Source organism: Bradyrhizobium xenonodulans (assembly GCF_027594865.1).
GTDB classification, from domain to species: Bacteria; Pseudomonadota; Alphaproteobacteria; order Rhizobiales; family Xanthobacteraceae; genus Bradyrhizobium; species Bradyrhizobium xenonodulans.
This window is the reverse complement of record NZ_CP089391.1, coordinates 7209654-7223412: the sequence shown is the minus strand read 5'-3', so window position 1 is coordinate 7223412 and position 13759 is coordinate 7209654. Positions and strand designations below refer to the sequence as shown.

General features: G+C 57.0%; 7 protein-coding genes and 1 tRNA gene. 6 read left to right on the top strand and 2 right to left on the bottom strand.

Annotated features, from left to right (window positions below; genetic code table 11):
• The first annotated feature begins 11 nt into the window (after nt 1-11).
• Nucleotides 12-1112 carry an ABC transporter ATP-binding protein gene (locus I3J27_RS34080; RefSeq protein WP_270163236.1) on the top strand — a complete coding sequence of 367 codons (1101 nt, stop codon included), beginning with the start codon at nt 12-14 and terminating at the stop codon, nt 1110-1112.
• 123 nt (nt 1113-1235) lie between these two features.
• Complete coding sequence (locus tag I3J27_RS34075) at nt 1236-1559, top strand: UTRA domain-containing protein (RefSeq protein ID WP_270163235.1); 324 nt, start codon at nt 1236-1238, stop codon at nt 1557-1559.
• A gap of 630 nt (nt 1560-2189) precedes the next feature.
• Here the strand turns inward: I3J27_RS34075 and I3J27_RS34070 are convergent.
• On the bottom strand, nt 2190-3377 hold the full coding sequence (locus I3J27_RS34070; RefSeq protein WP_270163234.1) for a M24 family metallopeptidase: 1188 nt from the start codon (nt 3375-3377) through the stop codon (nt 2190-2192).
• 1530 nt (nt 3378-4907) lie between these two features.
• Here I3J27_RS34070 and I3J27_RS34065 point away from each other — a divergent pair.
• Nucleotides 4908-5789: a TauD/TfdA dioxygenase family protein gene (locus I3J27_RS34065; protein WP_270163233.1), complete on the top strand. Its 882-nt coding sequence runs from the start codon at nt 4908-4910 to the stop codon at nt 5787-5789.
• A gap of 1007 nt (nt 5790-6796) precedes the next feature.
• On the opposite strand, the gene I3J27_RS34060 is transcribed toward I3J27_RS34065, so the two are convergent.
• Nucleotides 6797-6880, bottom strand: a tRNA-OTHER gene (locus I3J27_RS34060).
• A 491-nt stretch (nt 6881-7371) separates the two neighbouring features.
• Between I3J27_RS34060 and I3J27_RS34055 the strand changes: the two genes are divergently transcribed.
• The 3 genes from I3J27_RS34055 (at nt 7372) to dpdF (ending at nt 13749) form a co-directional block, all read left to right on the top strand.
• Nucleotides 7372-7656, top strand: coding sequence for a PilZ domain-containing protein (locus I3J27_RS34055; RefSeq protein ID WP_270172952.1), 285 nt, complete (start codon nt 7372-7374; stop codon nt 7654-7656).
• A gap of 281 nt (nt 7657-7937) precedes the next feature.
• Nucleotides 7938-11195: a protein DpdE gene (dpdE, locus tag I3J27_RS34050; protein ID WP_270163232.1), complete on the top strand. Its 3258-nt coding sequence runs from the start codon at nt 7938-7940 to the stop codon at nt 11193-11195.
• Nucleotides 11182-13749, top strand: coding sequence for a protein DpdF (gene dpdF, locus I3J27_RS34045; RefSeq protein ID WP_270163231.1), 2568 nt, complete (start codon nt 11182-11184; stop codon nt 13747-13749). Before dpdE ends, dpdF begins: the two co-directional genes overlap by 14 nt.
• Nucleotides 13750-13759: the final 10 nt, after the last annotated feature.

Genomic DNA, 13759 nt, shown 5'->3' with positions numbered 1-13759 from the left:
TAGGAGGAGAGATGCTCGTCTTGTCTGAGAAGGATGAAAACGTCGTTCGGGAAAGCAACGACCTTGTCGTGGAGTTGCGCTCTATTTCCAAGCTCTATGGCGATACGGCCGCAGTCGCCGACATTTCGCTCAAGGCGCGGCGTGGGGAACTTCTTTGCCTGCTTGGTCCATCGGGATGCGGCAAGACAACGACCCTGCGCATGGTAGCGGGATTTGTGGAGCCCTCTTCTGGCAGCATATGCATAAATAACATTGATATGACGCATCAGCCGCCTTATCGGCGCGATACCGGCATGGTGTTCCAGAGTTACGCGCTCTTTCCGCATATGACCGTTGCTGAAAACATCGCGTTCGGTCTGGAAAATTTGAGGTGGCCGCGCCAGAAGCGTGAGAAGCGCGTTGAGGAAATGCTCAAGCTTGTCGAGTTGCCTCATTTAGCTCAGCGCCTGCCGAGCCAGCTCTCCGGCGGTCAACAGCAACGCATTGCGCTCGCTCGCGCGCTCGCAATCAAACCTGCAGTACTGCTTCTCGATGAGCCATTTTCGAATTTAGACGCACAGTTGCGAGTCCGTATGCGGGAAGAACTCCAGGAGGTGGTCAGATCCGTCAACGTTACCACGTTGTTCGTAACACACGACCAAGAGGAGGCGTTGACAATGTCAGATCGGATCATGGTCATGAACGCCGGCAAGGTTGAGCAGATTGGAACTCCTGGCGAAATCTACGAAGCTCCCGCAACACCTTTCGTCGCAAAGTTTATCGGCTGGTGTTCGTTGTTAAAGGGGGCCGTGGACAATACTGGCGCTTTCACGTCCACTGCTGGCCTTCGGATCAAGGGAAACTGGAGTGCTGGACCTGCTACAGTGGTAATCCGGCCGGAACAAGTTAAGTTGTCGACCGATGGCGCTGCTGGCCAAAGCCAGCAGGCGCGCGTCCTCCATTCGCGCTATTGTGGGGGTGCAACACGGGTTGTGCTTGATGTCAATGGAGAGCAACTCACAATGCAGGAGCGTTTTTCATTTGGACGTCATCCAAAGCCCGGCGACGTCCTTGGCATTACTATCAGCACGGACAACCTCCGCTTGATTCCGATGCAGGAACAGCATGCTTAGAAGGGGCCTGTCGCATTCTAAGAGGAGCGTCCATATACAAGGCCGTGGAATTCGGTGGTCGGCGGCAGTAGGACCCGCGGCGACGGTTCGACTCATGCGTCCCTTTATCGGCTGGAGCGTTTATTGCTCGCAGACGGCAAGGTGGTGGGACTCGACACGCTTTGGCTTCCGAGGGCGCTGGCGGATAAGCTGAAGGACCATTTGCACGGCGAATTCATTATTCCGTTGCTGCCGCAATACGGCATCATTGTCGACCATAGCAAATACCAAATAGAGGCGACGACCGCGACGGAAGTTCAGGCGCAGATGCTGGATGTGGTGTCAGGGTATCCACTCTTGGTCATGCGCTACTTTCCGACCGCGGCGGACGGCCGACCGATTTTGGCCGGGCAAAATGTAACCCGTGCGGACCGTTTGACCTGTAATTTTACGAGCCGTGCCGAATAGACACAATTGCAGAACTCCCCTCCGTTTCGCACGCGAGAGCGAGCTAGAAGAAGAACGAGCCATCCGCAAACTCTGCGAGCGTGAGTTCGGATTGACGCAGTTGTTGACCGCGCCGCAACTATCGGGAGATTAACCAAGCAAACGGGACATGCAGGGGGCCGTTAAGCCCGCCACGCTGCCCCAGAACTCTGCTCGGCCGTCTCAGCCCGCCGCCGATGCCGCAGGCAGGCGAATGCATGATTTGCGGCGTTTGCACATAGAGCGCCCCTCCCCCGGGCGAGCTCGCTACATCGTTCGCAATAGGGTAGGGAATTTCTTGGGCCTGACGCGCGATATCCAAAAATGGCGAACTCGCCCCTGACGTTCTGGACCTCGCCTCGTGACACGACCAGAGCGATTAGAATGCCGTCCGCTGTGCTGCGAGGCGCCAGTTCGCGCTGGACGCGGGCTTTCGGCCTCGCATGCGGCGCATCCGCGGCGCGACGAGAAAGCTGAACTGGAGACGACCAGCATCCGCGGATTTACCAGTTCTGCAAATTGCCGGGGACCGCGCTTGGACAGTCGTGCCAAGTGAGCGTAGCGACCGACCTTGCGCGAGCCCTTGATCAGCACTCTCGAAACTGTGTCCTTCTATTTTATGACCAATTGTCGCGGGAATGTTGTCAGATCTTCCCGGCCTGTTTCAGTCACAATGAAAGACTGAGTAATCGTGACGCCGTTCTCGCCGAGCCATAGCCCCGGCATCATGTGAAATGCCATTCCGGGCTCTAGCACAGTGAGGTCACTGCTTCGGAGACTCGCGGTGCGTTCCCCCCAAGTCGGCGAGAAGCCGATTCCTATCGAGTAACCGAGCCTAGCTTCCTTGTGAAAGCCGTGCCGAGCAATCGTACCTTGCCAGGTGCGTTCGATATCGGCGCAAGTGACGCCTGGTTTCACCTCCGTCAATGCCGCCTCGATTCCTTCGACTACCGCGTTGGAAAGACGAAGATACGAGTCCGGTGGCGAACCGAGGAATATCGTGCGACTGATGGGGGCGTGATAGCGTCGACGACATCCAGACGTTTCCACGTTCACCGGAACGTTTTTGCCGATTAGGCGGTCCGACCAAGGCGCATGCGGTTCGCCTGATCGCGAGCCCGTGAGCAAGTAGGTCGGGCTCGAGGGTAGAACACCGCCGTATTCCGGCGTGCCGGCGATCATGCGCTGGTAAATCACTGACGCAAGGTCGCACTCGCGCATGCCAGGCTTTGCTGCCTCGATAGCGTCGCTAATCATCGCGTTTGAAATCTTGCCCGCCTCCCGCATGATTGCGAGTTCGGCTGGACTCTTGCGAATGCGGATCCAATTGATGAGGAGTTCGGCGTCAACGAAGCGCACGTTCGGGAGAGAGCCAAGGAGCTTGGTATGGGCCCTTGCCGTGTAATAGAACGAGCCCGTCTCAGTGCCGATAGCTTTAAGGCTTGGACAAATCTCTCTGAGTTGTGCAACGAGGAAATCAACTGGATCCCGTTCTGAGGATTGCACATATTCGTCCGTATAGGGGCGGATGGCCTTCTCTGAAAGATGTGTCATTCGCCGCACCGACGCTGCATCCATGAACCGGCCTATCCAGACGGGTTCATCAAGGTCGCGGTGGACAACCAGCATTTGAAAGACGTAATAGGAGTAGGCCTCGTATCCTGTGAGATAGTAGATGTTTGATGGCTCGCTGATGAGCAGCGTATCCATCTCCCGCCGTTCCATTTCCTTCTTGACCAAGGCCAAGCGGCGAGAAAATTCCGGTTTTTCGAATGGTATTCCGTCTCCAGTCGGGCTCATAACATAGTTCCTTTTTCTACTAAGACATTGCCGCCGATCATGTCTGAACGGCCATTGATTAAAACGCCCTTGGGCGGAAAGCGGCAGTTTTGCATCCTCGAGAGCTTCAGCGCGAGGCCCATCTGGAACGGATCGAGGGGAGGCCCGGATCGCTTCAAAGGACTGTACGCGGACCAATCGTGGTGCATGTGGCTCTGGCCGCTTGTCGCCTATCCTGCTGCCATTTGCGCCCTTTGATGAAGCGCGTCAAAACGAAATTCTCGTTGTCATTTTGGACAGTAACGATGTCTCGATACCATATAGTGCAATCACTTCCCCGCTCACGCTTAAATCCCGCACTCGGAGGCCGTCGTCGACGGATTTCAACGGCTGGGCTGGTTATAAGGGCGAAGGCCAACGCCTTGACCGCTAGCTAGAAAGTGGACAGGTGGGCTGCCTGCGGGGAACTTGTGCGATCGTTCGATTTCGCAACTGAAGAAGGCAACGCTTAAATCGGCTTGGCGGGCCCGCCGTAGCAGCAATTCTGCCGCCTTCCGTCAGCCTAGATCGACGCAATGAAATCCATCAAATAGAAGCAATCGAACGCGGAAAAAAGCTCTGAAGCGCAACAGATTGCATCAATCAACTTCGATACATCGCCAATATGCAGTTGGGGTTATTTCAGGAGCGGCCGATTTGCCCTCTGGCCAAGGCATCAACTGACCAGCGCAATTCGGCGCAACGGCACTCCAGCGCGAAAAGACAACACTCATTTGCTCGCTGTCTCTTGTTGCCGGCTGCTTGCTGGACCGATCGACTGCTCAAGTCGTCCGTCCACGTGAACCAGAGCTTTAGGGCTAGCAACTGAATATCTGTTGCGGCTCGCAATCTTGCCGACGCGGATTAGACGACGTGCGCGACCTCTGTTGAACGTCCAAGCAAGTGCCGAAATTCTGCCGGCTGGTTCTTTCCTTCCGCCATAAACTTCTAGTGATCCACCCAAGCTTTTGCGCGCTCGTCATGAAGTCGTAGAACTTCATCGATAGTGAAGTTTGAGAAAGCCGTTCTCTGAGGCAGCCACCACTATGCGATCAGCTAGCTTGCGTCAGGCGCCATACGGTAGTGAGGAGAGAAGCAAGCGGCGTCGCGCGGGAAGTCAGCAAAAATCTTATAGGCTAATCGTCGATGAAGGATATGCACTCGCATCGATTGGCAAACACAAGCGTCAAACGGTGTCGTGTGTTGATTGCTTGTCCGCTACGCGTTGCGGGCGTGTGAAACGATCGGCTGAACGTTCGTGCACATATTCCAGAACATCCCTCGGACGCGATGCAATCATTGCTCACAGCCGAAAATAAAAGCGAATTTCGTTTCATTGACTGTGCATCGTTCGCGCTTACATTTTGGGACGTCAACGCGAGGCCATTCATCATCAAGTTGCGGTCGAGCATCCGCTGCTGACCGGAATGATCTTGCATAGTTTCCGCCGTCGCTCTCGCGACCAGCGCACGACGGAATTTCGTTCAAGGGATCGCGCTTCCGAAAGAAATCATGAGCAGTACGACGAACATGGACAATGTCATATCAAGCGCAGACGTCATTAAGCGCGCGGTCCGACTTGGTGCCGAGGTCCGCAACATTAGGCTGTCGGGAGACTTGTCCGACGATGCCCTGCGAGCGATCAGCCGACTGCTACTCGAGCACAAGGTAATCTTCTTCCGTGACCAACAACATTTGGATGATGCCGAACAGCAGCGCTTTGCTGTTCGGCTAGGTGGGTTGATCCCGTCTCCTCAAGTCGGTGTGACCGATCGGACGTTCTCCATCCTGGAGCCATCTTCGGGCCGCAGCGGTGGCACCGACCAGGGGCGTGCGGATGTCATATTTGACGACTTCCGAAATATCTCCGTGCTGCGCGCCGTGATGATTACGCCTTATGGCGGTGACACCGTTTGGTCGAATACGGCGGCTGCGTATCTTGATCTTCCGTTATCGCTGCGCATGCTCGCTGACGAGCTCTGGGCGGTTCATACCAATTCCAATCCTTACACCGTGAACGAGCAATCGACCGAGGCGAACGAGATGCAGTTTGAGGAGGGGATCACCGGAACGATCTACGAAACCAAGCTTCCGGTGGTTCGGACTCATCCCGAAACGGGCGAGCGCACGCTCATGCTTGGCAACGTGCAGCGCTTTATTGGCCTACAGAAACATACCGGTCAAAAGTTGCTCGATTTGTTCCAATCTTACATCACGGCGCCACACAATACGGTGCGCTGGAGGTGGAGGGAAGGCGACGTTGCGATCTGGGATAAACGCCTCACGCAGTCGGCCAATGATCATCGCATGGTGGGCGACCGCGATTTGCTCGGCCTCGCCCGCCCCGACGCCAAGACGCAAAAGCCGCAGGCAGACAAGGCTCGAGCAGCTTAAGCCAGAGTCGCTCGCCAAAACGCCTACCAGCAGGCCATGTCGCAGCAATACGTCGGCTCCGACGCTAAATCTGCTTGAAATGTGCGGTGTTGGGCGGAAACAGCAGGAATAATGCGTCCAATTTGACTAAATCATTCATCCGTTGATCGGCGGCCCGAGGCGGTGAGTAGTTGCTTTCTTCAGGATGCCGGTCCAATGGAGGATGCCTCATGCCCCATTGTGATCTTGTGAGCGGTAGCCTTCTGGCGTTGATGGCGGCCGGTCTCGCGGTGCTCTGCTCGAGCCTGCTCGCCTTGGCCTTCATTTGACGCCGACGCGCTGACCCATGGCGTATCTACGGATGCGGATCGACCTTGGAGCGCCACAACACGCTTGATGTGTTTTGCACCAGGGACAGCCAGGACTTCGATGGCAGTGTGGTCGCCTGAGCGCTGTACTACCTCGATCGGGTCTGCAGCTATCATTGATAATCAATTCCGGTCGGCCATCAGGTGAGTCATTCATGAACAAGGTCTATCCCGACGCCAAGTCGGCTCTTCAGCACCATGAGAATGGGTTTGATCACCCGGTACCGAAGATGCGCCGCGACGGAGCTTGAGGACGGGTCGACGACAACCCCTGCTACGGCGATCGAATGCCGCGTCGGTCGTTAGTTTGATCCTAATCGGCGTATCCTATAGCGCGACAATCTGGGTGGGAAGCCGCTTCCATCCTGATTGCCGCGCGGCCAGTATCCGCCGTCTATCTCGTTTAAGCAGGATCGCGCCGGTTGGAATGGCGCCCTGGTCGCGGCGGGAGCCGGACTCGCGCAGGGATATCCGCAAAGAAGTTGACGGCCCCTTTGTTCTCGCGCAGTCATACAGGGCATTCCGGTTACGACCTTACGGCTCCAGGTTGCACGAACGAGATGCGAACAAATACGACGCGTACCTGAGGCGGTAGCGGTGGCGGTAGTCCGACGCGACAACGCAGATATTGTGAAAGTAATAAATAATAACCCATTTCATTGGTGGGCCCGGCAGGACTCGAACCTGCAACCAGACCGTTATGAGCTTATGAGCGGCCTGCTCTAACCATTGAGCTACAGGCCCCCGCCGCGGGCCACCGCTAGAAGGCGGCTGACGGTGTGCGTGGAGCGTTTACAGGCCGGCCGGTATCTCGGCAACCCAGAAGGCAAAATTTTTGAAGTCCCGCTCGCCGAACAGTCCGATCTTCAGTCTGACCTGGGATCGGACGACGCAGTTTCGGCGTCGGGACTCTGGCTTGGAAGCCATCTCATTTGTGATCATCAATGGACATGGCAGTGACGCTGTTGTCCTCAGAGATGAATGACGGCATGTCAAGATCATCGCGTTTCCATGCGACGGGATGCAGAAAATCTTCGGCGAAGTGCGATAATTCGACGGAAAAGCGTTAGCTACGGCCGGTATGATCGCAGTAACGTTTTGACCGTGCCGTTTATTTCCGGCGAGGTTTCGACACCGTTGGTTCGTGTGCTTGTACTTGAGAGCCATTTTGCTCTGATAAATTGCCCAATTTCTTAGATTGCATTTTGAAGGCGCCGCTGATCGGCGTTCGGCCGATGAGTTGGGACAAGAGAAAAGCTAAGCGCGTTCGCTTTGAACGTGAATACAGGGCGACACTGGTGGGCTCTGATGGCGCGTGGCGGCGGGACTGCATTATCCTCGACATTTCTGAAACAGGGGCACGCCTCAGCATGGAGGAATCGCCAGACGTCCTCAAGACGCGAGAGTTTTTCTTGTTGTTTTCAATGACGGGACCGGTCTTCCGCCGGTGTGAGTTGGTCCGGTTAGCAGGCACGGAAGTGGGCGTGCGCTTTAAGACGAGCAGGACCGTTCGCGCATAAGCAGCACTCGGCCGGAACAGGTCTGTCCAGCCGCAAAGCATCGGGGCGTCTATCGGGTGAAGGTCACTCAACTCGTCCACGTGCCCCGTTGAGACATGTCGGCGGATCCGCGTGCTCCCAGATCGGTGCGTCGCCACCGGGACGCCGGGACTTTGCCCAGTTGCTTGCAACTGGCTGCCAAATCCGGACCTATATTGGCAGACTTACGACTTTTGCTGGACTGGCTTAGGCCTTCGACTCGCGTATAAGAAACAAAAGGATACGCAGCGCACGGAGGAATTGTGTTCGTACGTGTTAGGGAGGGCGAGGGGGCATCTCTCGGCATCGGAAAAAAGCTTAGTACCAACGGGCAACGTTGCTCCGTCGAGTATTTTGATGCTCCAGTCTCTAAGCCGATCGTCCTCGACTTGGAGGTCGGCGCTATTGAAGCCGTGACCCTACCCGAGCAGACTCGCATTTACCATTTCAATGACGTGTTGGGTGCTTGGGAGATCGGCCGCCTTCTCGACGATCATGGCGACAAGCAATTTATCCGATTCCCCAATGGCGTTTCCAGATATCTCAAGGTCTCGGACGTCTTCGTGCGGTGTCGCCGTGCGATCGAGGACCCGACGGCATTTCTCGGCGCCAAGATCAGCGAAACGCCGAGGTTTGTCGAAGGCCGGAGAAGGTTTGTCCGGACCGCGATCGCTCAGCGCGCAACTGCTATGGGGATGTCGGCGCTGGCCTCGTCCTCCGTGGAGCTTGAAGCACATCAGATCGAAGTGGTCCGGCGCATTTTGCAAGATCCGGTACAGCGATACCTACTTGCTGACGAGGTCGGCCTCGGCAAGACGGTCGAAGCGGGGATTTTGATCCGTCAGTGCATCCTAGATTCAGGCGACCTCACGCTGGTTCTGGTGATCGTGCCCGAAGCGCTCGTTCCGCAATGGCGATCAGAACTCCAGTCGAAGTTCTTCCTAGGGGGCTTTCTCGGCAGAACAATACATGTCTTGGGGTTCAACGAGAGGGACAGAATACAGCCTCTTCTTGGCAAGGCCGCCATGCTAGTCATCGATGAGGCTCATCACCTGACCGGCCATCGTCCAACGATTGATCTGGGTGGCCTGTATGACGACATTGCTGCCGCGGCCCCGAAGATCGAACGTGTTCTCCTGCTCTCGGCCACACCAGCGCTCCATAATGAGCGCGGCTTTCTTGAGATGCTTCATCTCCTGGATCCCGACACTTACAAGCTAACCGATCAGGGGGGATTTCGGCTTCGGGTCGAAAATCGGCAGGCGCTCGCCGGCATCGTCGCGGGTCTCACACCCGAGAACGTGCTTTATCTTGATCACCCGCTCGATTGTTTGGCGGAGATGTTTCCCGAGGACACGTTGCTGCAGGAGCAATCGCGAGTTCTCCGCGCGATCAGCGATAAGATGCCTGCCGAGGATGATCCCGCCTTGATCGAGGCCATAGGCCGGGTCAGGGCTCATCTCAGCGAGGCGTATCGCCTTCATCGACGAATTCTGCGGCATAGGCGCCGCAGCGTTGCCGGGTTAACGCCTGATCGCTCGGGTTTGACGATCGTGAACTATGCGTCTTCCGAAGTGAATCGGTTGTTCGAAGCATTCGAAGACTGGCGCATCGGAGAAGTGAGGAGCGCAGACGGCGCCGAGAACGATTTGGTCAGCGGGAATCGGGTGCGCGTCTTCAGTGGAATCCTCAATCAAATACTTGAGTATGCCCAGAACAGCAGGGGCGCAGTCGAATCGCTTAGGGGAGACGCGCACATCACCTCCCGACCCGATCTCTTTGGACGAGTCCTGTTGCGCTTAGGAAGCGACGACTATTTTGAGGCGCGCACCTCGGCACTGGTGGAGAAGTTGCAAGCGCTTCTCGCGCCGAGACAGCAATTTGTCATTTTCTGTTCGGACGCAAGCACCGCTGATGCACTCGCTCTGGCATTGGCAAATCGGTTGAAAGTCGTGGTCGATCGCCACGATCCGGGAGACGATAACTGGCTGGCCTTCAATCTTGATCCGAGCCGTCCAATTCTAGTCGCCGATCATCGCGCTGAAGAGGGGCTCAACCTCCAAGGTGGTCGCAAGATCGTCGTTCATTACGATTTGCCTCTGAATCCTAACCGGATCGAGCAACGGCTTGGCCGCGCCGATCGCTACGGTTCAGGTGATGCGGTCATGTCGATCGTTCTGAACTGCTGTGACAATCCAATCGAGGGGGCCTGGATTGACTATCTCAATGCCGGCCTGCACGTCTTCGACCGCTCTGTCGCGAGCCTGCAATATCTTATCGAAGACACGACTCGTTGCCTCGCGGGATCGCTTTTCGCCGAAGGTACAGAAACACTCGTGGATCTCACGGCGCAAAGTGCTGGCAAAGACGGTGTCATCGAGCGCGAGATTCGCAATATCGATGAACAAGACGCTCTGGATGCGCTTGGTACTCCACCAAGTGGCATGTTGGAAACGCTGACCGACGTCGACGATAATTGGCAGGCGATCGAGGGTGATGCCTCGTCTTGGATTGAGGGGACGCTGCAGTTTGCTCGAATACCAGAACCTACAGAGGGCAAAGGTGTCGAGCTCTTCCGCTATCGGTACCTTACGTCGAATCGCCACACACTCGTTCCGCTCGAGACGTTCTATGAAAGCTGTCAGTCTTCCATAGATGTCTCGCCAGCTGCGCATCTCGCCCGCATGGTGCGGACGGTACCATTTACCTATCGCAGGAGAACGGCGCTTAGTCGGCAGGGTCGTGCGGTCGCCACGCGCCTGCTGCGCTATGGGGACCCTTTCTTCACTGGGATGTGGGAGGTGGCGCAAGCGGACGATCGTGGCCGCTCGACTGGCCTTTGGCGGCAGATGTCGGACTACCGGAGCTCCGGAATCGCCGACCTCTTCTTTCGGTTCGACTTCATTGTGGAGGCCGATGTTGAAGGATCATGCAATGTTCTCGCTGATGCAGATCGGCTGACGGATGCCTCCACTGCTTCCATCGTTCGTCGCGGAGACATGCTTCTCCCACCCTTCTTTCAAACCGTCTGGCTTGATCAAGAGCTTAACCCCGTTCAGGATGTGGCGACGCTTGAGCGACTTGGTTTAGCCTATCGCCCCGAGGTCGATAAAAAGGGCGAACGCGACTTCAACCTTAATTCCACGCGTTGGCGACAGATGGGCAAGCTCGACGTACCGCAACTGGAGCACTGGGCCGACCTATGCGCCAAGGCTCGCGTATGCGCGGAGGCCTATTTGCGGGGCCTTCCGTCTCTTACCGAGAGTCTCGACATCGCCGTTGGCAATGCCATGGAGGTCGACCGGGGCCGCCTCGGTCAACTGCGCGTCCGTGCCGAACGAGGCGACAGCACCGCGGACAGCTTCGAATGGACGCTCGAACGATCGCTTTCGCAAAGCCTGATCGGCGGCATCCGCGAACCAAGTATTCGCGTCGATGCAATTCTTGCCTGTTTCCTTTCAGGTGACAGGGCAGCCAGCGCCGTCCTTGATGCCGCACGTGAGTCCAATGCTCACCTTTGATACGCTCTACGATATCCTCGCCGCTTGGCCATCCCGAGCCATGCCCGCCGTAGGTTCGGACGGGGTGTTCGATCGCATTCGCCAGATACTCGTGCGTGCGATCTCTGACGGCGAGCGAATTCAGATGGGGGACCTCATGCCGCTGCTCCGGCATGTGCTGCGCCGCCACTCGATCCAGACGATGACCATGGCTAGGCTACGCGTCCCTTCGACTGGCGAATGGCCGAGCCGCGATCGCTGGGCAGAATTCGGAATTCGTGCGCAAGCCGTCGCAACCGGCCAGTTCTTAATCGAAGCGCTGCCTTGGTCACCCGCTTGGATGGCTGAGACTGACACCCCATTGTTCGAGGACGCTTTCGGCGAGGGCGACGTGCGGCTCGATTGGCGAAGGCCGATCGACCCGTTTCTCGCCGAAGCGAGTGGATTTGGAACATACGTCTCACCAGGTCAGCGCGAAGCGGTGCGTAGCGCCTTCCTGCTGCCTTCTGGCGAGACGCTCATCGTCTCACTGCCGACAGGATCGGGAAAAAGCTTAGTTGCACAGGCCCCAGTGCTCGTTCGCGGCCTTGAAGGCGGCCTGACCATTTGCGTCGTGCCGACCACAGCGCTTGTTCTCGATCAAGCGCGTCAGATGGCCGAACTGCTTAGGGCGCGCCATCCCCGAGGTGAGATTCCCGCGCTTGCTTGGCATGCCAATCTCACTCCCGACGCGCGTTTGAGCATCAAATCGGCAATCCGCGAGGGTCGGCAGGGCATTCTTTATTGCTCACCAGAGGCTATGACAGGCGCGCTGCTTCCTGCGCTCTACGATGCCGCGAGAGACGGACTGCTTTCCTACCTCGTCTTGGACGAAGCTCATCTCGTGAGCCAGTGGGGCGACGGCTTCCGGCCCGCCTTCCAGATGCTTGCAGGCGTCCGGCGCGGCTTGCTGAGTGCCTGCGAGGGTCCCGGCTTCCGAACTATCCTCATGTCGGCTACGCTGACCCCCGACACCGTTGAGACCATTGACGCGCTGTTCGGCCCGTCTCACACGATCCAGATGGTGGCCTCCATTCATTTGCGTCCCGAGCCGCAATATTGGGTCCACCGCGAGAATGTCGATGCGATCAAGGACCGCAAGGTCCTTGAGGCAATCCGTCACGCACCACGTCCTTTCATTCTCTACGTGACCAAGCGCGACGATGCGCGTCGGTGGCTGACGATTCTGCGACGTGAAGGTTTTTCGCGGACCGAATGCTTTCATGGCGAGACCGGCGACACCGACCGCCGGCAAATCATCGATCAGTGGTCACGCAACGCAATCGACGGGATCGTCGCTACTTCTGCATTTGGCGTGGGCATCGACAAGCGCGACGTGCGCACGATCATCCATGCCGCCGTGCCCGAAACCGTCGACCGTTTTTACCAAGAAGTGGGCCGCGGTGGGCGCGACGGCCGGCCATCGGCATCCATCCTGCTTTGTTCAGAAGCTGACCGGGAGATAGCAGACCATTTGAGCGCTCCCGCTCTGATCAGTGAGGAGTTGGCATTCGAACGATGGTCGACGATGTTCGCTCACGCCAAACGCCTCGACGCCATGGGCAGTCTCCTGGAGCTTGATCTCGATGTCGTGCCTCCAAAACTGCGCCAGCAATCGGACTACAATGCCTCCTGGAATATGCGAACCTTGATCATGATGGCGAGGGCTAAGATGATCGAGTTGGAATCGCGCCCGCCCGAGATGATATCCCGCGCTGAAGATGAGACCGAGGCCGCCTTTGACCTCCGCAATGAGGAACATTGGGCGCGATACTTCAGGCAAACAGTCGTGAGCGTGCTAAAGTCGGGTCACCGCAACAAGTCGGTCTTTGATCAGCAAATTCGTGATGAACGCTCTCGCTCATTCGATGCAGCCGCTCTGAACCGCAAACTTCTCGACGATCTGCTTGGCGGCAAGATCGAAATATCGCATCTGCTCGACCAGCTTTATCGCAACCATACGCCGGGGCGAACTCTGATCGTTTCTACGGCTTGTGGTGGATGCCCAGTGCACCGCGAAGTGGGAAGAAAGGATCTAAATTACACGGAGCCGTTGGCTTATGGCATCGAAAGAGTCGGGCCTTGCGACATCGGTTTTTTCCGCGAGCAATTCCCACACCTCAATATTGCTGCGCCTGTTATTCTGACGGTCCCAGAACCTATGGATTCATCGTCGATGGTCAAAATCCTCGGCGATCTCGTTGCGACTTTCGGAGTCCGCGAGATCGCCGCACCCGACGCTTTCAGAACAGGCACCCCTGAACTTGGATCGCTCCACACAAGAGCCAGCGATGGAATGCTGTTCATGCAGTCGATCGAGGAGGAAGCCTCTCGCCCATCCTCGTATGGGGTTCCACGCGCAACCCTCTTGTGCGGCGGCTCAGTTCCGCCGCACATCCTTCTCCTTGATCGGCCATTGCATGTCATATTGGCGCCCGCGTCTACGCCAGATCCCTTACACGCCAGTCGCAAACTTGCTGAGACCGGCACCAATGTCATTTCTTTGGACCAATTCAAGCTAGGGGCGCGAACGTGAGCATACTTAA

What these genes read in the sequence shown, in the direction of transcription:
- I3J27_RS34065 (WP_270163233.1), top strand. Translation starts at nt 4,908, where the DNA reads ATGAGCAGTACGACGAACATGGACAATGTCATATCAAGCGCAGACGTC.
- I3J27_RS34080 (WP_270163236.1), top strand. Translation starts at nt 12, where the DNA reads ATGCTCGTCTTGTCTGAGAAGGATGAAAACGTCGTTCGGGAAAGCAAC.
- I3J27_RS34055 (WP_270172952.1), top strand. Translation starts at nt 7,372, where the DNA reads ATGAGTTGGGACAAGAGAAAAGCTAAGCGCGTTCGCTTTGAACGTGAA.
- dpdF (WP_270163231.1), top strand. Translation starts at nt 11,182, where the DNA reads ATGCTCACCTTTGATACGCTCTACGATATCCTCGCCGCTTGGCCATCC.
- I3J27_RS34070 (WP_270163234.1), bottom strand. Translation starts at nt 3,377, where the DNA reads ATGAGCCCGACTGGAGACGGAATACCATTCGAAAAACCGGAATTTTCT.